Consider the following 20,117-nt stretch of genomic DNA (forward strand, 5'->3'; position numbering starts at 1 on the left):
GGTCGCCGGCGCGGTGGCGCGGGCCCGGGATCGGCGGCCGGAGCGGCCCGTGTTGAATGGCGGGCATGGAGTGGATCGTGCCGTTCGCCGTGATGTTGCCGTTCATGCTGGTGGTCCTGCTCGTCGCCGGCGGCCGCCGCGCCACGGCGGATGCCCAGGCGCACAGGCTGGCGGCGGTCGAACGCAGGCTGGGCCTGATCATGGATCATCTGGGCGTCCGCGAACCGGAGCCGGAGGCTCCCGGTCCCGTCCTGCAGGAACTGCTCGCCGGCAACAAGATCCAGGCCATCAAGGAGTACCGCAAGGCCACGGGTGCCGGCCTCAAAGAGGCCAAGGACGCCGTCGAACTCCTCGCCAGGCAGCGCGGCCTGGGATGACGGCTCCTTCTCGGCGGTCGCGACGAGTACAGGCAGGGCGGCCTGGGATGACGGCTGCTCCTCGGCGGTCGCGATGAGAAACCGTGCGCGAGGTCAGCCGGTGGCGGGCTCGGAGAGCGTCCGGCTGCGCTGCTCAGCCGCGCCGAAGAGGGTGGACAGCCGGGTGAGCTCCGCGCGGTCGGCGGGAGCGAGGCGCTGGGCGTACTCGCGGCGGAGCTCCAGCGCGGTCGCCGACAAGCGGACCTCGAAGTCGCACAGTACGTCCTGGACCGCGATCTCGATCTCCGACGCCCGGCGTTGCGCGAGCGTCCGGCGGTCGGTGCGGTACGCCGCCGTGAGCTGTTCGACGACGGCGGTGGGCGACTCGTACGAGTAGTGCTTCCTGTCCAGGCAGCTGCTCCACTCCCGCAGTCTGGCCGTGTAGCGCGGGTCGGCCTTGGCCTGCGACTCCAGCCGGAGGTTGAATTCCTGCGGCAGGTATGCGATCCGGGCCCACGTGTCGAGGTCGCCGTACACCGCGATGTGGGAGCGGGCCGCGCAGCCCTGCCTCGGGAAGGAGTACACGACGCCCTCGGGCGCGTCGAGCCGGGCAAGGTCGTTCGCCGGGCCGAGCAGGGCCGTACGCAGTCCGTCGCCGACCTCCGGGCCGGCCGATTCCGGTCCGGGGGCCGCCGGGCCGTCCGACAGTCCGTACCCGTGCCTGCGGGCGTAGTCGAGTCTCACCGCGCGGTTGCCGCTCGGGTCGGGTTGCGGCCGGTCGGCGACGCCCGCCCAGGCGAAGCCGGCGGCGCTCATGCACTGCCGGGTGAGCGACACGTCGACCCGGTCGACCCGATGTCGCCGCTCGGCGTAGTCGCCGGTATTGGTGATCATGTCGACGGTCGCCTCGTCGAGGCGGGCCGGTGCCGGTGCCGCCGGCGGCGCGCGGTGGTGACCGCAGCCGGCGAGGGCCCCGGCCGCCAGCACCGAGATCAGCAGGGACCGGTACGCAGGACGCATCGTTTGGCCTCGCTCCGAAGTCGCGGGATCCGACCGGGTGCCCCGCTTCCGCCGGGGCACCCGCGAATCGGCTGATCAGCACCAGTTCATCGACGAGATGACGTCGGCCCAGGTGCCGCCGTCGGGGCGGCGGTCCAGGCGCAGGTCCGCGCGCCGGCTGCCGATGCCCTCGTGGAAGCCGATGCCGCTGTAGCCCGCTCCCGTCCAGAAGTGCACCGTGCAGTTCACGCCGTGGTTGTAGGAGGACCACGAGTTGTTGTCGATGAAGGAGGGCAGGGTCGAGTTCGCGTTGCGTCCCTGCCAGCGGCTACCGGTGAAGTTGTTCAGCGTCCAGAGGCACGCGTACTGGCTGGGACAGTCTCCGAGATCCTGCACAGACACGTCACCCGCGGGGGCGGGGGTCTTGCCGTTTCCGGGCGCGGCCTGCGCGGGCGAGGCGAAGGCCCCGGCAGTCAGGGTGAGCGCGGCGAGGACGGTCGCTACCCGCCGGGCGTGATGCTTCATGTTCTTCCCTTTCCCATCGGTCGTTCCGGTCGTCGCCCAGCCTGACCCAGAATCGGCGGAGGATCGGAACCTTTCGATGTGGGTCGAAACGTGTCCCGGCGGACCTGCTAGGCGCCGGCCAGGCGGCGGCCCAGGTCCGTGATCCGGTGCAGGGTCTGCTTGCCCATCCGGTGGCTGGTCAGCAGGCCGGCCTTGCGCAGGACGGCGGTGTGATGGCTGGCGGTCGCCGGTGACGTCCCGGTGCACCGGGCCAGCTCGGTGGTCGAGGTCCCGAGCGACGCGGCGCGCAGGATCGCGGCGCGGGTGCGGCCGAGCAGCACGTCCACCCCGTCGGGGGACAATCCGGGGCCGACCGGGCCGGACTCCTCGCGCGGCGCCGGGTAGACGAGAACCGGCTCGAGCGCCGGGTCGGCGAGCGCGACCGGGTTGCCCTGGCAGAAGTAGGACGGGATCAGGGTGATGCCCCGGCCCTGGAGCACGAGCCGCCGGTCCCGCGGATACCCGTGCACCTGCAGCACCGGCGGCTGCCAGCGCATCGAGGGCGACAGCCCGCTCAGGAGCGAGCCCATGCCGTCCTGCAACACCCCGGTCTGGCGGACCAGGCGGTGTTCGGTCACCCGCCGCCCGATCGCCGGCCAGTGCGGGCGTACGGCGATGTCGAAGTAGCGCTGCAGCCCCTGGCTCAGATGGCGGCGGGCGGCCGGCTGGCCGGCGGCGAGATCGGCCGTCCAGGAGGGCAGCTTCCGGCCTCTGGCGATCATCGTCTCCACCTGCCGGCGCAGCTGGGCGCCCGGCGTGCCGGCGATGATGTCGATCACCTCCTCGATCTCGCCGGATCCGGTCGAGGGGGTGAGGAAGTCGGGGAAGTAGGACGACAACGGCATCAAGGGCAGTAGGGTCGACCGGAGCAGAGGCGCGAGCCCGGTGGCGCGGATGTCGTGCCGCACCTGGCGGTGCCAGTCGAGATGGTTGAGATAGCCGACCTCGGTCTGCAGGCGGTGAAGGCTGAAGACCAGCTCCCACATGGGATCGGCCGACTCCTGGACGGTGGTCCGGGCCATGTCCTGGGCGTTGAAGACGATACTCAGAGTACCTTTCCCCATGACTCCATTGTGGTGGCCGCGATCAGGGAAGCCAGCGCCTGCCGGGCAGGGCGATGCACATCACGGTGCCACCGTCGCCGACGGCTCGGCGCGGGTCGTCGCGCGGCTAGAAAGAGCCGTTCCGATAGATGTGGTCGCATCCGAGAATGAAAAGCGCTGCTCCGGTTGCGGTGGACGAGGCGCACAGTGCCACCGCGAACTCGGTTGTCACCGGATTGGGTACCGGGTTCAAAGCCTGTGCGAGGCCTCTGGCCGTCGAGACGGACTTGAGCAGAATCAGTGCCGTAAGGCCCCTCTTCTTGAGGATGCTCTTGATGTCCTCATCGGTGGGTCTGCGGTCGAAGTAGGCCTTGTAGATCGCCCGGTAGGTCGCCAGGTCGTTGAGCATCACCCCGGGGATGCTGACCGCCCCGGGAGCGAATCCGGCCACGCCCGACCGCGCAGATCCCCAGCCCAGCGCCTCCAGCGCGGCCTTCCGCCGCCTGCTCAGGTCGTCCCGATCCAGAGTCATGACCCCTCCTTCGCTCCGGGCGTGGTGACCGATCCGCGCAATAGCGCCGATCGCTGACAGCCATACCGCACAATGCGTGCCATGCCGAAGTGGTGCCATGCCGATGAAGGGCGAGTGGCCGTCGGGCGGTGCAATTCCGCCGAGGCATGATCGACCTCTCTCGATCAGGCTGTCGACGATGGTAAACCTCCGAACCGAACTCGTCGAATGTGAAGGGCTTGCCATTTTCCTCGGCGCGGGGACCGCTCATGCGCCGCCCCGCGACTCGGCGCGCCGGAACAGCAGGCACAGGGCGGCCAGGGCGACGGCGACGACAGGCAGCCAGAGCAGCCGGTAGGCGATCCAGCCGGCCGAATCCGGCGGGCCGACGAGGCCGGTGCGAGCGCCTGCCAGGGCGTGGCCGAGCACGGCGACCGCGAGCAACGCGCTCTGGTGCCACAGGAAGATCGTCATCACCCGCAGGTTGAGCCCGGCCACGGCCGCCCACCAGCCCGGATGGCGCAGCCCGCGGTCCATGCGCGCCCACAGGAGCAGGGCCAGGCCGATCTGCGCCGCCGACAGCGCGGCCGTGAGCAGCGACGGCGGGTCGAGGTTCGAGCGGCCGTCGCCCGGGACGCCGACCAGGCTCGCCGGGTATCCCGCCGCGATCAGCAGCGCGCCGCCGGCCACGCCGGCCACCAGCAGGCCCCGGCCCCGGCGAGGTCCGGCGAGCCGGCCCCGCGCCGCGGCCACCCCGAGCGTGTACGGCACCAGCCAGGCGGTCACGCAGTTCAGGTACCCGAGCCAGCCGGGCATCCCGGGCCACAGCAGGTACCGCAGCGCGTCCATCGCGGTCAGCGCGCCGAGCGGAAGCAGGGCCGCCGCGGCGCCGACCCGATCGACGGCGCCGAGCGCGGGCGGCGTGAGGGGGAGCAGCAGAGCGAGGACCAGTACGAACCACAGCGGGCTGACCGCGAGCGTGCCGAGCGTGTGCAGGGTCCACGGGTCGGCGGCGGTGTGCCGGAGCGCGGTGAGGATCAGCAGCCACACGCCGAGGAACACGGCGACCGGCGGTAGCAGCCGGCGCGCCCGGCCGGCCAGCCAGGACCCGGCCGAGCCGCCGCGCTGCCGGGCCCGCCCCAGGCCGTGGGCCGCGGCATAGCCCGCAACGAAGAAGAACAGGCCGAGGGTCTGCAGGGCCCAGGTCAGCGGGGTGAGGCCTGGCATGGCGGAGAGCGGGCTGGCCTGGTGGAGATCCCCCGCGGGGCCGGCGGTCAGGCCGGTGACGAGCCAGTGTCCGGCCACGACACCGAGCATCGCGATCGCGCGAAGCCCGTCGACCACCCGTTCCCGGCCCAGCGGTGTGCCGGCGGCGATCCGGGCGGCCCCCGCTGCGGTGCTCACCGTGGGTCACCCGCCGGGGCCGAGCCGATCGACGCCATGGCCTGCAACGCCGCCGAGCCGGGCTCGAAGTAGCCGTCGTGACCGTCCACGTTGCCGCACGGCAGCGGCAGCGCGCCGAACGCCGGATCGATCGGGAGCCGGCCGTGCCCGGCGCCGAGCAGGCGTACGCCCGGCAGCCGCCGGGTCCAGTCGCCGGGCGCGGTGCCCGCCCAGATGCGCGCGGACGTCTGCAGGTCCGCGGCGCTGTCGGCGCCCATGCCGGGGCTGCCGATCGCCACGATGTCGGTGACCCGCTCGTTCAGGCCGTGAGCGGCGACACCCGCCACCGTGGAGCCGTAGCTGTGGCCCACCACCGTGACCGCGAGCCCCGGACGGCCCACGACCAGCCCGTCCACGAACCGGTCCAGTGCCCGCGCGCCGGCCGTGGCCCGTTCCTCCCGGAACGCTTCCCGCCGTACCCCCTCGGGTGGGTCGTAGCCCAGCCAGACGACGACCGCGACCCGCGCGCCCGGCTGGTCGGCGCGCATCCGCGCATAGAGCTGGCGGCCCTGCCAGGCGGGTGCGCGCCGGAGCACGCCGCCGTGGCCGGTGTCGAAGTTGGCGAGTGTGTCGTCGACGCCCGGCACGAGGACGGTGACCCGCGTGGCGTCGCGCAGGTCGCCGAGCACCTCGGCGATCCGGCCGTCACCGCGCAGGTCCAGGGCGAGGATCTGCCGGCCGGTCCACCGCGGACTCTGCCGGCGGTTCGCCGCGTAGCGCAGCTCGGCCGGCGCACCGTCGAGGTTGCCGACGACGTCCGGGAAGGTGCCCGCCAGCTCTTCGGCCCGCCCCTGCGGCAAGCCGGCGAAGAACGCGGCCACCGTGGCCGCCGGCGCGGCGCTCAGATCCGGCAGCCGCGTCGGGTCGGCCAGCCACGCGGCCTGTCCGGCGGGCACCTGCGCCGGGCTCGGCAGGGCCGGCCCGAAAAGGTACGCGCCGGGCACCCCCAGAGTCATGGCGAGCAGTGCGGCGATGAACTGCTTCACAATCATCGGATCAATTCCTCCGGCCTTTTCTGATGAGGACGAAGGTAGGCGTGCGACGGATCGGCGTCGTCCCTCCACAGAGGGTGTGAACCCGTAGTACCGGAGAGCTACGGTGCCGCCCCCGGGGTCGACCTGGTCTCGCCTGAGCAGGTGAAACGCGCAAGATCAGAGATCGTACCGGAGGGTGACGACGATGGATCCGGCGCTGTCTAGATTCGTCACCGAGCCATTCGGAAAAGGAGTAGCGTTGACCCATTCATCGGCGGCCGCGCGATCGTCGCGCGCGGAAATAACGCTCCGGCACGTCTGTCATCTGTACCGCAAATATCAGGACGATCTGCGAATCGTACGGAAGGAACAGCGCGAGCTGCGGACCACGCATCCGCAGATGAGAACCCAGCTCGACGACCTCGAGGCGGAGATCACCTACCTGCTGATCCGGGAGGAACGGCCGGCGACCGTGGTGGAGATCGGGTCGCTGCACGGTTGGTCCACCACCTGGATCCTGCGGGCGCTGCGCGACAACCGGGCCGGCGCACTCGTCACCCACGACCTGATCGACACCGCCCGCCACCACGTGCCCGCCGGACTCGCCGAAGGACGGTGGACGTTCGTGCCGGGTGACGTACGGGAGACGCTGCGCGGCCACCGGCACGGCATCGACCACCTCTTCATCGACGCCGCGCACACCGCTTCCTTCGCCCGCTGGTTCGTCGGCGGTCTCTTCCCGACGCTCCGGGCCGGGACCCCGGTGAGCGTCCACGACGTCTTCCACGGTCGCCGGCCCTGGCCGATCAGCGAGGGACGGGTGGTGCTGTCCTGGCTCGCGGACAACGGCGCCGGATACTTCACGCCGTCCCGCCGCGCCGCCGCGGTGGTCAACCGGGAGCTCGAGGATCTGAAGCGGCGCCTCGGCCTGCTGGAGCCGGTCCACGACGGCCGCGACGATCCCATGCTGTTCTTCCGGATGCCATGATCTCGCGGCCGGGTGCTTACATGGCAGGGCAACATCGATCAGGAGGTACGGGTGGCGCCTTCCTTGCCCGCCGTGGGCGCGGCCGGCCGTCAGCTGTTCGCCCTGTCGGCACGCCCGGCGCGCATCGGCGCCCCGAGCCGCCCCACGTTGAGGCACGGGCTGCGGCTCATCGGGGCGTCGCTGGTGGCGCTGCTCGTGGCGGCACTCGGCAGCGGCACGCTCGCCGAAGCCCTGCCGGCGAGCGCACCGGTGATCGGCGCCCTGGCGGTGGCCCAGGCCGCGCCGGTCGTTCTCGTGATCTACCGGCCGATCGCTGCGTGGTGGCTCTCGCTGCTCGCCGCGCTGCCGTACCTGATCATGATCGGTGCGTCCGCCGGGCCGGTCGCGGACGATGCGCTCTGGCCGTGGACCGCCGCCGGGATCATCGCCCACCTCTGCGTCGGACTGGTGGTGGCCTGCCAGGCGCCGCCCGCGGTCTACCTCGCCCAGTGGTTGATCACCGCCGCCGTGGCCGTCGCGGCGGAGGTGACCTTCCCCGGGCGGACCCAGCTCGACAACGGCGTGGTCCTGTGCGCCTTCTACGCCGCCGGGCTCGCCGGCATCGCGACCGCCCGCTGGCTGCGCGACGTCCGGCGGGAACTACGCCGTCAGGTCGGTCTCACCGAGCAGGAACGCCTCCAGCGGACGGCTCTGGAGGAACGCGCCCGCATCGCCCGCGAACTGCACGACGTGGTCGCCCACCACATGTCGGTGGTCGCGGTCCAGGCGGAGGCCGCGCCCTACCGGGCAGGTGACCTCGACCCGGCCGCCGCCGAGAGCTTCGCCTCGATCCGGCGCAACGCGCTGGCGGCGCTGACCGAGATGCGGCAGATCCTCGGCATGCTGCGCTCCGACGAGGACGACGGGAACCGGTACGCTCCGCAGCCGACCCTGGCCGACCTGGACCAGCTGTTCGACAACTGCCGCAGCGCCGGACTGACCCTGAGGACCGGCGTCCGGGGCGCCGTGCGGACCCTGCCGGGGCAGGTCGAGCTGATCGCCTACCGGGTGGTCCAGGAGGCGCTGAGCAACGCGATCCGCCACGCGCCCGGCGCCGACGTCGAGGTCGACGTGGAGTACGGGCCGGCCGAGCTGCACCTGCGAGTCGCCAACAGCCCCTCCCCGGCGGCCGCCCGCCGGCCCTCCGCGGTGGCCGGCGCCGGCCACGGCCTGACCGGCATGCGGGAACGCGCCGCGGTCCTCGGTGCGAGGCTGCGCGCCGGGCGCCGGCCCGACGGATGGTACGAGGTGGTCATGTCGCTGGCTCTGGCGGAAGGATGAGCACGATGCCGGTCCGGGTGCTCGTCGTCGACGACCAGCGGATGCTGCGCGAGAGCTTCGCCGTCCTGCTCGGCGTGCAGCCGGACATCGAGGTCGTCGGCGAGGCCTCGAACGGGGAGGAGGCCGTGCGGCAGGCGCGGGAGCTGCTCCCGGACGTCGTCCTGATGGACGTGCGGATGCCGGTACTCGACGGCCTCGAAGCGACCCGGCGCATCCTGGCGCACGCCCCCGGGACCAAGGTGCTGGTGCTGACCACCTTCGACGAGGACGAGTACGTGCACGAGGCGATCCGTGCCGGCGCGAAGGGCTTCCTGCTCAAGGACTCGTCGGCGCACCAGCTCGCCGATGCCGTCCGCACCACCGTGTCCGGCGGCGCCGTGCTGGCACCGTCGGTGACGCAGCGGCTGATGGACGACTTCTCCCGCCGCTCGGCGCCGGCCGGGTCACCCTCCGGCCGCCTGGCCGCCCTGACCAACCAGGAGGTCAAGGTCCTCGGGCTGGTGGCGCGGGGCATGTCCAACGCGGAGATCGCCGTCCACCTGACCGTCGCCGAGCAGACCGTGAAGACCCACGTGAGCCGCATCCTGATGAAACTGCACCTGCGCGACCGGACCCAGGCCGCCGTCCTGGCGTACGAGACCGGACTCGTGGTCCCCGGCCGGTAGCGTGACCGCGGTGCGTGACTCGGGGCGGTAGGCTCCGGGCCGGAGAGGAGACCGGGCGTGGGGGTGGAGCGGCAGGCACGGCGGGCATGGCATGCCACCCTGCTGACGCTCGTGCTCGGTGCCGCCTGGATCGCCCTGTTCGGCGTGGGCCGTGGCGGGTGGTCACCGGCGGACGAGTTGCCGCGTCCCGCGGCCGTCGCCGCGGTGCCGCACTCGGTCACCCCGGTGCTGCCGGAGGCTCGCCCGGCCGGCAAGCTTCTGCACGGCGCGCTGGTGCTGTTCGTCGCCTCGATCGTCGCCTTCCTGCTCGGTGCTCGGCGCCGGGTCAGGTGGCCGGCCGCCGCGGGTGCGACGTCGGCCGCGACGCCTTCGACACTCCTGCACGCGATGAGAGGCCGGGCACCGCCACGCCTGCCGGCGTAGCAGTGTCCTTCGGTCTTACCCCGCGGTGGCGCCCGATGGCAGCCGCGCGGGCCTTTCTGCGTTGAGGAGCATCCGAAATGTCGCGCGCCATTGTCGTGCGCGCGGTTCTGGCCGTGGTCGTGTTGGCGGTGTCGGGGTGGCTCGTGGCCACCCGGCCGCCCCGGCTCGGGCTGGACCTGCGCGGTGGAACCCAGATAGTTCTCGAAACCCGTGACGGCGAGTTCGCCCGGGCGAACGCCGCCACCACCGGCGAGGCACTCGAAGTGCTGCGCCGCCGCGTCGACGAGCTCGGCGTGTCCGAGCCGACCCTGGCCCGCTCCGGTGAGCGGCGCATCATCGTCGAGCTGCCGGGCGTGACCGAACCGGCCGAGGCGGTACGGGTCATCGGCCGTACCGCTCAACTCACCTTCCGGCCGGTGCGGGGGGTGGAGCCCAAGCCGTCGGCCCCGGCGCCGGAAACCGCCGGGGAGATGGTGGTCGCGTCGGAGGATGGGCAGCGACTGCGGCTGGGACCGGCCGCGCTCTCCGGGCAGCAGGTCGACGGCGCCGCCGCGGTCCTCAGTGAGATCGGGGAGTGGCAGGTCAACCTCGACTTCCGCGGCGACGGCGGTGAGGCGTGGCGGAAACTGACCGGTACGGCCGCCTGTGCACCGGCCGGCGATCCGGCACGCCGGGTGGCGATCGTGCTCGACCGGGAGGTCATCTCGTCGCCGCAGGTGAACGAGGACGTACTCTGCGACGCCGGCATCAGCGGCGGCCGTACCCGGATCACCGGGTCGTTCGCCGAGGCCGAGGCGAAGGACCTGGCCCTGCTCGTCCGCGCCGGTGGCCTGCCGGTCCCGGTCGACGTCATCGAGCAGCGTACGGTCGGCCCTAGCCTGGGCAAGGCGGCGATCGACGCCTCGGCGCTGGCCGCCGTCATCGGGATGATCGCCACGATCCTGTTCGTCGTCGCCGTGTACCGGCTCGTCGGCGGGATCGCCGCCGTCGTGCTGATCTGCTACGGGCTCATCTCGTACGCGGCGCTGCTGGCCGTCGGCGCCACCCTGACGCTGCCGGGCCTGGCCGGGTTCGTCCTCGCGATCGGCATGGCGCTCGACGCGAATGTGCTGATCTTCGAACGGGCCCGGGAGGAGTACGCGGCGGGCGGGCCCCGGCGCAGCATGCGTACCGCCCTGCGGTCCGGGTTCGCGAACGCCTGGTCGGCGATCGCCGACTCCACCGTCACCACCCTGCTCGCGGCTGGGCTGCTGTTCTTCCTCGCCGCCGGCCCGGTCCGCGGGTTCGGCGTCACCCTGTCCATCGGCGTCGTGGCGTCGATGTTCACCGCGCTGGTGCTCACCCGGGTGCTGGCGTCGCCCCTGGCCGGCACCCGCTGGTTGGCACGCCGGCCGGGTTGGAGCGGCCTGGCCGGCATCGGCTGGGTGCGGCGCCGGCTGGAGGCCCGCGACCCCGACGTCATGGGGCGGCGGCGTCTGTGGCTGGGCGTGTCGGTGGTGGCCACCGTGCTGGCGCTGGCCGGTATCGGGCTGCGGGGACTGGACCTGGGCATCGAGTTCACCGGGGGCCGGCTGGTCGAGTACGCCACGACCACACCGGTGCCGGCCGACGACGCCCGCGCGGCGGTGACCTCGGCCGGCCTTCCCCGGGCGGTGGTCACCACGTCCGGGGAAGGCACCGTCAGCGTCCGTGCCGGCGGCTTCGACGAAGCCACCGAGGCGGGCGTACGCGCCGCGCTGACCCAGGCAGGCGGCGGTGACATCCACCGGCTGCGGGACGAGAAGATCGGCCCCACCCTCGGCGACGAGCTCCGCCGCAACGCCCTCGTGGCGCTCGCCGTGGCTCTCGCCGTCCAGCTGGCCTACCTCGCCGTACGGTTCCGCTGGCAGTGGGGCGCGGCGGCCGTGCTGGCGATGTTCCACGACGTGGTCGTGCTGCTGGGTGTGTTCGCCTGGCTGGGCAGGCCGGTCGACGGTGTCTTCCTCGCCGCCCTGCTCACCGTGATCGGATACTCGGTCAACGATTCGGTCGTCACCTTCGACCGCATCCGGGAGCTGGTCAGGGCCGAGGACAACCGCCGGACTCCGTTCGCCCGGCTGGCCAACACCGGCTGCCTGCAGACCGTGCCGCGTACGGTGAACACCGGTCTCGGCGCGATCTTCATCCTCACCGCGCTGGCCGTGCTGGGCGGGGACTCGCTCGTGGACTTCGCCGTGGCGCTGCTCGTCGGCATCGGTGTCGGCACGTACTCGTCGGTGTTCCTTGCCACCCCGCTGGCCGTCGTGTTCGAGTCGGGGCGCGGTGGTCTCGTCGCCCGGCACGCCAGGCGCGCGTCCCGGACCCGAACGGATCTCGCGACACCGGGGCCCTCCTGAGCGCCGCCGCCCGCCCCGGCGTCCTGCCGGGGCGGGCGGTCCGGCTCATCGCCGGTGTGCGGTGCTACCGCAACCGTGCCGCAATCAGGTGCGGGAGTCACTGAACCGACGCCGGGGTGCCGCTCGCGACGACCATGTCGATGACCTGCATGAGCACCGGCGGGGTGTTCTCGACGTCGTCCATCGTGACGACGGTCTTCTGGGCGCCGCCGCTGTACTGGGCCAGCACGTGGTAGGTGAAGCGGTCACAGCAGGGGTTCTCCGGCAGGTACTCCGGGGCCAGGCGACGGAACTGAGGCTGCGCGGCCAGGTCGAGCGCCCGCTGCGCCTGGCGGTCCTGGTTGGTCTGGTCGACCGCGAAGGTCTCGGTGCGTCCGGCGAAACCGCCGCTGCGCGTCACGGTGATCGACTCGGTTGCGGGGACGGTGACGGCAGCCGCCGGGTTGGCCGCGATCATCGCCACGACGGCGGTGGCAACAATGGCAAAGGCGCGAATAATCGCAGTGGTCGTGCGGTTCATCGAAATCATCCTTCTGTCTGACGTGAAAATGGTCTGGACCCCGTGAATCACAGTGGAAGTCGGTCCTCAGAAGTCGAACACGTCGCCGGTGGCGTCGAGCAGAATGCAATGGTTCGAGAACGTCTTTCGATAGGTGACCGGCCGTCCCTGCCAGGAGCCGGCCGCGAATGCGGTGACCGGCTGGTATTCCTGGGTGCAGATGCCACCGTGGGCGGTGAGCGCCGTCAGGTCGCCGTCCACCGCGCGCAGGTCGGCGCAGGCGGCGGCCGCGGCGGGGTGGGCGCCGCCGTCCGGGCTGCACTGCAGGCTCGTGATGCGCGGCGGGACGGTGCTCTGCGTGGCCGGGACGACGGCGAGGACGAGGGCGCTGCCGGACGGCGGTGGCGTCGGGGCGGCGGCGGCCGGTGAGCCGGCGGCCAGCAGGGCAGCGGTCGTGGACACCGACGCGGCCAGCAGGCCGGCGTGGTGCAGGGGAATCATGTCTCCTCCTTGTGGGAAGTAAGACGAATGTCGGCGGTCTCTCTTGTGGAGGACGCACGCCGGATCGTTGCTGCGAGTGGACATTCGTCTCGTGTGGATTCGCCCCCACCGTAATTCCCGGCCCCGGAACCGTCAACTCGATCACTTCACAATCGACCTTTTAACCCGGCGTTCAACAATGCGGGTACCGGTGCACCCGCGTTGACCGGCGGAAGTTCAAAAGGCCTTAAAAAGAGGTCGACGGCGTGCCTTAGCTCACTTTTCGCAGATTGCTGCGACGGTGCCCGCGGTGGCCACCGGCCCGGGGGTGGCGTCGCCGCGTGCCGCCCGCCGCCCGCCGAGGTCCGGCCCGGCCCGGCCTGGCGACCCGGCGCGACCCTCCCCGCGGACCGAAAGGACACCGAAAGACCCGCCGCTAGTGTGCGCCCGACATCCACCGAGACACCGAGGAGAATCCGCCATGAGGCCACGTGCATTCGCTTGCGCCGCGGGGGCGTTGTCGGCAGGGGTTGCGCTGACGTGCCTGACGATTCCCGCGCATGCCGCGGGTACCCACGACATCGTCCGGGTCAACGGGTCGTACGACGGCTCCCGGCCGGGCGGTGCCCGCGCGGCGGCGCTCGGTGCCGACGGCCGCCACGTCGTCTTCGTCTCGGCGGCGGCGAACCTCGTCCCGGGCGACACCAACCGCGTGGACGACGTGTTCGTCCGCGACCTGGTCGCCGGCACCACGACCCGGGTCAGCGTGTCCGGCGGGGGAGCCCAGGCCGACCGGCGCAGCCACGCGCCGTCGATCAGCGCCGACGGCCGGTACGTCAGCTTCGCGTCGGACGCCGCCAACCTGGTCGACGGCGACACCAACGGCAAGCGTGACGTCTTCGTCCGCGACCTGATCGCCGGCACCACCACCCGGGTCAGCCTGGCGCCGTCCGGGGCGCAGGGCACCCGCGACAGTGCCACCCTGTCCCGGATCAGCGCCGACGGCCGCCACGTGACCTTCCAGTCGGCCCTGCCGCTCGCCGACGGCACCGAGGGCGACCAGGAGAACGTGTTCGTCCGTGACCTGGTCGCCGGCACCACGGTCCGGATCAACGTGACCGCCGACGGCCGGCGCGCGAACGTCCCCACCGACAGGGCGCACGGCGACCTCGACGGCTGGCTCGCGCCCGTCACCGGTGGCCGCTACATCCCGTTCGAGGCGCTGACCTCCCACGCCGACATGAGTCTCTCGGCGGACGTGTACCTGCGGGACCTGGAGACCGGCACCACCACGCTGGTCAGCGTCCACCGGAGAGGCTCGGAGGGCACCCTGCACAGCGTGCATCCGTCGATGAGCGCCGACGGGCGCTACGTGGCGTTCTCGTCCTGGGCGCCGGACCTGGTCGAGGGTGACACCAACGGCCGGCAGGACGTGTTCGTCCGCGACCTGGCCGCCCGGACCACGACCCGGGTGAGCGTGTCCGGCTCGGGCACGCCGGGCGACCTGGACAGCATCCAGCCGGTGATCAGCTCGGACGGTCGTCACGTGGCGTTCCTTTCGTACGCGCGCAACCTCGTCGACGGCGACACCAACACCCAGGGGGACGTGTTCGTGCGCGACCTGGTGGCCGGCACCACGACCCGGGTCAATGTGTCCGGCTTCGGCGATCAGGCCGACGGCTCCAGCGACAACCCGTCGATCAGCGCCTTCGGCACCCGCGTCGTCTTCGACTCGACGGCGTCCAACCTCGTCTTCGGCGACACGAACCTCGCCCGGGACGTGTTCCTCCGTACCCTGCGCGACTGAGCCCAGGCGGCCGGGCCGGGACCTCCCGGCCGGGCCCGGCCGCCGACGGGCTACGTCCGGCCTGCGGCGCTGCACGGCCTCGGTGCTTGCGGGGGACCCGGGCCGGGATCAGAATGGGGGAGGTTGATGACCCAGCCATTGCTTCGCGAGGAGATGGCTGGTGCCCGAAATCCCTGATGGTGTGCGTTCCCCAAGGTCGGATCCGGGGCACCTCTGCTGGTCACAGAGTCACGTCGGCGACGCTGACGTGATCTGGCTGGCGGGTGAGCTCGATCGGGACACGGCAGCGGAACTGGGCCGGCGGTTGACGAGCGTCGCCGAATCCAGCACGGCCGCCACGATCGTGCTGAACCTGTCCTGCCTGTATTTCATCGATGCCCGCGGTGCCCGCGTGATCATGGAATTCTGGGACGCTGCGACGAGGCGCGGCCGAGAATTGCAGGTCGACGGGCTGCACGGTATACCGGAGACGGTATTCGACATACTCGGGTTCAAGCCGAGACCGGCGCGCCGGACAGAGCCACGCGAAGGTGTGAGGGGTACGCGTGAGCGAGGCTGACGGGCGGGCGGCATCGCGCGACACGTCGCCGCAGGAACGCAGGCGGCGAGCCGACCTGTGGCAGGCCGGCGCTGACGAGCGCGAGCGGCTCGCTGACGAGCGGGAGCGGCTGGCGGACGAGCGCGAGTCGCTGGCCGACGAGCGGGAGCGCCTGGCCGATCGTCTGGAACGGGAGCTGGAGCGGCAGGACTCCGACCGGGCGATGCGCGCCGCGACGATCGGCGAGACGGACGACGCCGCCGAGGCGGCGGCGACTCAGGCGGCGGTGCGCCGGGCCGAGGCCGCGGTGCAGCGGGCGGAGGCGGAGCTGGAGCGGACGCGGCAGGCCGCCGCCCGGGCGCAGGCGCGCGCCGCCCTTCGCGCGGCGCGCGCCGAACGGGGCGCAACTGCTCGCAGCGCGGGACCGGCCGCCGATACCGAGGAATGCGCATGGTCGGCCGATCGGCGTGACTTCGTCGCCGCGGAACGCGACGTTCAGGCCACCGAACGCGACGCGGTGGCGGACCGGCGCGAGGAGACCGCCGGGCTGCGCGAGCGGCTGGCCGACGAGCGCGAACGCGGATTGCTGGACCGGGAACGGCGCTCGAACCGGCTCGACCCGGCCGGCCACCGGCCGCGGCCGGCACGGCTCGACGCCGGCGGAGGTCCCACGGACGACGCGCAGGCACGGGCCGCCGGTGAACGCCAGCGCGTGCGTGCCGCGGCCGATCGGCGCGCCGCCGCGCACGACCGGGACCGGGCCGCCGCGGAGTGGGGCCCGCAGGCGTACGGGCCGATGCTGCTGGCCAGTTTCGCCCCACTGGCCCGGCAGTTGTTCGACAACGACGACTTGCCCACCGCGCTCGCCCAGGTGCTCAAGCTCACCGTGGCGGCCGTGGCCGGATGCGACTGCGCCAGCGTCACGCTGGTCCGGCACGGGCGCGTCGTGCGTACCGTGACCAGCGACGCGGACGCCGCCGAGCTCGACGACGTCCAGTTCGCGACCGGCATCGGCCCGGCCCCGGAGGCGATGTACGGCGAGGATCCCGTCTACGTTCCCGACCTGCCGGCCGCGCGCCGCTGGCCGGTGCTGGCCGCCACCGCGGCCCAGCTGGGCATGAGCAGCGCTCTGTCCTACGGCCTGTACGTCCAGCGGCCGGCGCACTGGTCGGCGCTCGGTGCCTTCACCCTCTACGCGGCGGCACCCGATGCGTTCGGCGACGACGACCACGACTTCGGCTCCATCCTCGCGGCCTACCTCGCGGTTGCCGTCGCCGCCGCACAGCGCCAGGACGAGGTCGGCCGCCGTGAAGCCGCGTTGCACCGAGCACTGAGCACCCGCGACATCATCGGGCAGGCCAAGGGGATCCTGATGGGACGCCAGCACTTGTCCGCCGGCGAAGCGTTCGACCAGTTGCGTCGCGTCTCTCAACAGCTCAACCGCAAACTCGCCGACGTCGCCCAGCACCTGGCGGAGACCGGAGAGATGCCGACGTAGGGCTGCGCCGTCAGTGTGGTCGCGCGGCGGCGAACACGCCCGGACGGGGTACGGGACCGACGCCGGATTCGCGTCCGGGCCGGAGCCTGGCGTGGCGCTGCCCCGGGCCGGCCCCGTCGCGTGCGGCGAGGGCGTCGGCGACCGCACCGGTGGCGAATCCGTAGACGGCCTTGTGCAGGACGTCGACCGCGAGCTCGCCCCGCGGCCAGGTCTGCGGCGGAGCGCCCACCCCGGTGGCGTTCTCCAGGATCTGGTCGGCGGTCAGGCGCACCACCGTGAACATGCCCGAGGCCCAGGGACCGCGCAGCCCGGCCCGCGCCATGACACCGCGTACCACGCCGAGGGCGGCCGCCTGTCCGTAGTGCATGGTCAGATTCAGCCGCCGGTCCCGGTGATCCGGTCGCTCCCGCAGGCCGGTCAGCCGGGCCAGCACCCGAGCCGGCACGTACGAGTCCGGTCTCCCGGTGACCCGCTGTTCGAGCTTCTCCGCCACGGTCATGGCCACTGCCCCGGCCAGCCCCGCGACCAGCCCTTGCCACATGGCTCTTCTCAGCATGTGCGCCGCGTACCCCGTGCTGCGCCGCTTACTCCCGTCATCCGGGGACGGCCCTGCTTGATCAGGATCGGCCAGGGCCAACCCGGGCATTCCCGCGACGCGGCATGCGCGCGTCGCTGTGCGGAACGGACCGCCGGAGGGTGACTCCACCGGCGTGGTGCGGCGCTGACCGTGAGGTACCCGCCGAGGTGCGCGCCGGTTGCCGTTCGGGATCGAGTCGTCCGTGCGCCGGCGCCCGGCTCAGCGACCGCAGGCGTACGCCGATACAGCAGACGTTTGCGGCCGCCGGAAGTGAGGCCACCACGCGATGTCTCGGATGGGGAATCTCGGTGTTCAGCGTTCTTATCGGTTGGATGGCTGCAGGGCTGTCCGTCACCCTGCTGTGGCCGCAGGTCTGGACGTCGGCCGTACGCCGGCGGACCGCCGGGCTGTCTCCGACCGCGACCTGGCTGGGCGTCGCGCTGCCGCTCGGCTGGATTGAGTACGGCCTGCTGATCGGCGATCCGGTGCAGATCGTCACGAACACCGTGACCGGGCTGGCGGGGCTCGCCATCCTGGTCGCCCTGCTGGTCGCCCGCCCGGACCTGCGCCGGCGCCGGACCGGCCTGGGCGCGGCGAGCGGCGCCACGGCTCTGTTGGCCGTCACGGCCGCCGCCGCCGGCCTCGCGTACCTGCCCGGATCGGACGACCGCGCCCTCGGCTCCGCCCTGGGAGTGGCCCTGACCGGCGCGGTCCTGCTGGCCAACCTCCCGCAACCGCTCGCCCTGCTGCGCGACCGCGGGCAGGATCTCTCCGGTGTCTCCGGGCTCCGGTGGGGCCTGTCGGCCGCGGCCAATCTCTGCTGGGCCGGGTACGCGCACGACACCGGTCAGTCCGCGGTGCTGGTGTGCTCGCTCGCCGGCCTGATCTCCTGCCTGGTGGTGTGCGTCGTCCTGGTCATGGCCCGGCGGCCGGCGCCGGTGTCCGCGGCTGCCGTACCGGCCGGCGTGGTGGCCGTGCCGCGAGCCGCCGCCGACACCGACGCCCTGGTGCTGTCCGTGGCGGCGGCGTGATCTCGTCCTGCCGGCGGGCAGCAACATCGATAGCCGTCTGAGGATGAGGCGAGCGGCCGGGCTAGCATTCCTGTCATGATCGACTACGTTGCCGCGGACTTCGGCATCCGTCTGGTCTCCGTCGAAGCGATCGACGGCGGGGTGGACCGGGCGGCGCAGAACATGCGGGGACGCACGGCAACGGCCGCATACGCGATCAAGTGGTCCGCCGGTGGCACCGCGGCCGGACTCGTGGTGCCCAGCGCCCTCGCCGATCGGGGGCTGCGGGCGGTGGCCGCTCCGGTCCGGACGCGGGACGGTCGTCTGTGGTCGGAGCGGGACGGGCGCCGCCTGTCGGTCGTGCCGTGGGTGGGTGACCGTTCCGGTCTCGACGGTGGCCTGGACGAGGCCCAGTGGCGCGAGTTCGGCGCGGTGCTCGCCGCGGCGCATGCGCTGCCGGTCACGCCGGAGCTGGCGGCCGTGCTACCCGTCGCCGGCCACGAGCAGGACCTCGCGGCGACCCGGGCGACCCAGGAACTGCTGCAGTCCTCGCCACCGCCCGACGACATCGCCGCCCGGACCCGCGAGATCTGGATGGCGCACGCGGAACGCATCGCGGCGGTCGCGGACCGGGTCGAGTCGCTGGCGCCGGCGGTGACGCCGTCGACGGTGTGCCACACCGACCCTCACCTGGGCAACGTCCTGGCGGCGCCCGGCCGGACGTGGCTGATCGACTGGGATGACGCGGCGTTGTCCACGCCCGAGCACGACCTCATGTTCGTCCTCGGCGGAACCTACGGCGACGAGCACATCGGCGCCCGGGAACGGGACTGGTTCTTCGAGGGCTACGGGCCGGTGACGGTGGACCCCCGCCGCCTTGCGTACTGGCGTGGCAGCCGTGGTCTCGCGGACATCGCATTCCTCGCCGGGGAGGCGTTCACGCCCGGCGACTATGGCGACACCTGGCGGGCGAGGGCAGTGCGGCTGCTGGAGGCGAACCTCCGGCCCGATGCCCTCATAGCGATGGCAATGGACCCGTTCGACGCCGGCTAGCAAGGCCTCGGGGGATCGCCGGCCATGCCGAACGGCCCGGCGAGGCGCCGGGCCGTTCGGTTGGGGGGGTGGGTCACGTTCGCCGGTTGTCAGGCGCGGATCGCGTTGAGCAGGATCTTGCCCTCCTGGCGGGCGCAGCTGCCCCAGCCGTTGGCGGTGCTGACCTTCAGCACGTAGGCGCGCTTGGCGTCCAGGCCGCTGAACGTGCGGGTCAGCTTGGCGGTGGTCCAGCCCGTCTGGGTGGTGGTGACGGTGCTGATCACCTTGTTGTCGGCCAGCCGGACCAGCTGGAGCTTGGTGGTGACCGCGATGGTGGGCCTCTTGAGGTCGTCGCCGCGGGCGCCGCCGGCGGGACCGACCAGGTAGCCCTTCCACTGCGGGGCGGACATCTCGAAGACGGCCCGGCTGCGGTCGGTGCCGCGGTAACCGCGCGCCTTGGTCACGATCGTGGGCGCGAGGGACTTCTCGGTGACGGTGATCTGGTCGCCCTGGCCGAAGGCGTCCTCGGCCCGCACGGTGATCTTGTACGTGCTGCAGGCGTTCGGGGTGGCCACGCTCAGGTGGTGCCGGCCGTCGGCCAGGGCCTGGGTGGCCGGGACGAGGGTGCTCGCCACGGTGGCCGCGCCGTCCTTGACGGTGACCCGGTAGCGGGCGGCGTGGCTGACCGGCTTCCAGTAGACGTCGGTCTGGGTGGCGCTGCTCGCCGAGCGGACCTGCTGCACACCCATCGGGACGCCGGGAACCTCGGCGTCGGCGGCGGCCGACGCCGCTTGCGGGGCGGCGAGCACGGCGCCGGCCAGGGCCACACCGAGGGTGGCGACGAGGCGCGACAACTTCTTCATGTTCCCCTGCTCCTTCATGCTTGCTGACCCCGACAACATTGCCGGACCCAGGTCAAGCCGACCTCAACCGAAGTTCTGCCTTCCCGCAGATCACCGGCGAGGTGCAAGGCACTCACCACCACTGCGGTGCGAGGCACCGCGATGACTGAAGA

General features: G+C 72.4%; 21 protein-coding genes. 11 read left to right on the forward strand and 10 right to left on the reverse strand.

Annotation, left to right across the window (positions count from 1 at the left end):
* Window positions 1–77 precede the first annotated feature (77 nt).
* On the forward strand, window positions 78–377 hold the full coding sequence (locus tag IEY99_RS31925; protein WP_229799447.1) for a ribosomal protein L7/L12: 300 nt from the start codon (window positions 78–80) through the stop codon (window positions 375–377).
* Between the two features lie 93 nt (window positions 378–470).
* Here IEY99_RS31925 and IEY99_RS31930 read toward each other — a convergent pair whose 3' ends face one another.
* The 6 genes from IEY99_RS31930 to IEY99_RS31955 all read right to left on the reverse strand — a co-directional run bounded on the left by IEY99_RS31930 (window position 471) and on the right by IEY99_RS31955 (window position 5,908).
* Window positions 471–1,376, reverse strand: coding sequence for a hypothetical protein (locus tag IEY99_RS31930; RefSeq protein ID WP_189207835.1), 906 nt, complete (start codon window positions 1,374–1,376; stop codon window positions 471–473).
* Window positions 1,377–1,451: 75 nt separating this feature from the next.
* Window positions 1,452–1,880 carry a peptidase inhibitor family I36 protein gene (locus tag IEY99_RS31935; protein WP_189207836.1) on the reverse strand — a complete coding sequence of 143 codons (429 nt, stop codon included), beginning with the start codon at window positions 1,878–1,880 and terminating at the stop codon, window positions 1,452–1,454.
* Between the two features lie 107 nt (window positions 1,881–1,987).
* Window positions 1,988–2,983, reverse strand: coding sequence for an ArsR/SmtB family transcription factor (locus tag IEY99_RS31940; protein ID WP_189207837.1), 996 nt, complete (start codon window positions 2,981–2,983; stop codon window positions 1,988–1,990).
* A gap of 106 nt (window positions 2,984–3,089) precedes the next feature.
* On the reverse strand, window positions 3,090–3,494 hold the full coding sequence (locus tag IEY99_RS31945; RefSeq protein ID WP_189207838.1) for a hypothetical protein: 405 nt from the start codon (window positions 3,492–3,494) through the stop codon (window positions 3,090–3,092).
* A gap of 246 nt (window positions 3,495–3,740) precedes the next feature.
* Window positions 3,741–4,877, reverse strand: a complete 1,137-nt coding sequence (locus IEY99_RS31950; RefSeq protein ID WP_189207839.1) for an acyltransferase family protein — start codon at window positions 4,875–4,877, stop codon at window positions 3,741–3,743.
* Window positions 4,874–5,908 (reverse strand): alpha/beta hydrolase, encoded by a 1,035-nt coding sequence (locus IEY99_RS31955; protein WP_189207840.1) that lies wholly within the window; start codon window positions 5,906–5,908, stop codon window positions 4,874–4,876. The genes IEY99_RS31950 and IEY99_RS31955 overlap by 4 nt, the downstream gene beginning before the upstream one ends.
* 382 nt (window positions 5,909–6,290) lie before the next feature.
* Here IEY99_RS31955 and IEY99_RS31960 point away from each other — a divergent pair, with 382 nt between their 5' ends.
* From IEY99_RS31960 to secD, 5 genes are all read left to right on the forward strand, one after another.
* Window positions 6,291–6,878, forward strand: a complete 588-nt coding sequence (locus IEY99_RS31960; protein WP_229799448.1) for a class I SAM-dependent methyltransferase — start codon at window positions 6,291–6,293, stop codon at window positions 6,876–6,878.
* Window positions 6,879–6,929: 51 nt separating this feature from the next.
* The gene (locus IEY99_RS31965; RefSeq protein ID WP_189207842.1) at window positions 6,930–8,198 is read left to right on the forward strand and encodes a sensor histidine kinase; all 1,269 of its coding nucleotides are present in this window, start codon (window positions 6,930–6,932) and stop codon (window positions 8,196–8,198) included.
* Window positions 8,195–8,863, forward strand: coding sequence for a response regulator transcription factor (locus IEY99_RS31970; protein ID WP_229799449.1), 669 nt, complete (start codon window positions 8,195–8,197; stop codon window positions 8,861–8,863). The genes IEY99_RS31965 and IEY99_RS31970 overlap by 4 nt, the downstream gene beginning before the upstream one ends.
* A 57-nt stretch (window positions 8,864–8,920) precedes the next feature.
* Window positions 8,921–9,286, forward strand: a complete 366-nt coding sequence (locus IEY99_RS31975; RefSeq protein ID WP_189207844.1) for a hypothetical protein — start codon at window positions 8,921–8,923, stop codon at window positions 9,284–9,286.
* Window positions 9,287–9,363: 77 nt separating this feature from the next.
* Entirely contained in the window at window positions 9,364–11,661 is a 2,298-nt protein-coding gene (gene secD, locus IEY99_RS31980) for a protein translocase subunit SecD (RefSeq protein WP_189207845.1), read from the forward strand.
* 97 nt (window positions 11,662–11,758) lie between these two features.
* Here secD and IEY99_RS31985 read toward each other — a convergent pair whose 3' ends face one another.
* Complete coding sequence (locus tag IEY99_RS31985) at window positions 11,759–12,181, reverse strand: protealysin inhibitor emfourin (RefSeq protein WP_189207846.1); 423 nt, start codon at window positions 12,179–12,181, stop codon at window positions 11,759–11,761.
* A gap of 66 nt (window positions 12,182–12,247) precedes the next feature.
* A complete protein-coding gene (locus IEY99_RS31990) occupies window positions 12,248–12,661 on the reverse strand; it encodes an SSI family serine proteinase inhibitor (RefSeq protein WP_189207847.1) in 414 nt (137 codons plus the stop codon).
* A gap of 460 nt (window positions 12,662–13,121) precedes the next feature.
* Between IEY99_RS31990 and IEY99_RS31995 the strand changes: the two genes are divergently transcribed.
* The 3 genes from IEY99_RS31995 (at window position 13,122) to IEY99_RS32005 (ending at window position 16,483) form a co-directional block, all read left to right on the forward strand.
* Window positions 13,122–14,447 (forward strand): TolB family protein, encoded by a 1,326-nt coding sequence (locus IEY99_RS31995; protein ID WP_189207848.1) that lies wholly within the window; start codon window positions 13,122–13,124, stop codon window positions 14,445–14,447.
* Between the two features lie 181 nt (window positions 14,448–14,628).
* Window positions 14,629–15,006 (forward strand): STAS domain-containing protein, encoded by a 378-nt coding sequence (locus IEY99_RS32000; protein ID WP_505661155.1) that lies wholly within the window; start codon window positions 14,629–14,631, stop codon window positions 15,004–15,006.
* The gene (locus tag IEY99_RS32005; protein WP_189207850.1) at window positions 14,993–16,483 is read left to right on the forward strand and encodes an ANTAR domain-containing protein; all 1,491 of its coding nucleotides are present in this window, start codon (window positions 14,993–14,995) and stop codon (window positions 16,481–16,483) included. The genes IEY99_RS32000 and IEY99_RS32005 overlap by 14 nt, the downstream gene beginning before the upstream one ends.
* Before the next feature lie 10 nt (window positions 16,484–16,493).
* On the opposite strand, the gene IEY99_RS32010 is transcribed toward IEY99_RS32005, so the two are convergent.
* Window positions 16,494–17,039 (reverse strand): hypothetical protein, encoded by a 546-nt coding sequence (locus IEY99_RS32010; protein WP_189207851.1) that lies wholly within the window; start codon window positions 17,037–17,039, stop codon window positions 16,494–16,496.
* A 353-nt stretch (window positions 17,040–17,392) separates the two neighbouring features.
* Between IEY99_RS32010 and IEY99_RS32015 the strand changes: the two genes are divergently transcribed.
* Together IEY99_RS32015 and IEY99_RS32020 are read left to right on the forward strand one after the other, a co-directional pair.
* Window positions 17,393–18,091 carry a SemiSWEET transporter gene (locus IEY99_RS32015; protein WP_189207852.1) on the forward strand — a complete coding sequence of 233 codons (699 nt, stop codon included), beginning with the start codon at window positions 17,393–17,395 and terminating at the stop codon, window positions 18,089–18,091.
* 75 nt (window positions 18,092–18,166) lie between these two features.
* Complete coding sequence (locus tag IEY99_RS32020; RefSeq protein WP_189207853.1) at window positions 18,167–19,123, forward strand: phosphotransferase enzyme family protein; 957 nt, start codon at window positions 18,167–18,169, stop codon at window positions 19,121–19,123.
* Window positions 19,124–19,212: 89 nt separating this feature from the next.
* Here the strand turns inward: IEY99_RS32020 and IEY99_RS32025 are convergent, their stop codons facing one another.
* Window positions 19,213–19,965, reverse strand: coding sequence for a hypothetical protein (locus IEY99_RS32025; protein ID WP_189207854.1), 753 nt, complete (start codon window positions 19,963–19,965; stop codon window positions 19,213–19,215).
* Window positions 19,966–20,117: the final 152 nt, after the last annotated feature.

This window comes from Couchioplanes azureus, from assembly GCF_014648355.1.
GTDB classification, from domain to species: Bacteria; Actinomycetota; Actinomycetes; order Mycobacteriales; family Micromonosporaceae; genus Actinoplanes; species Actinoplanes azureus.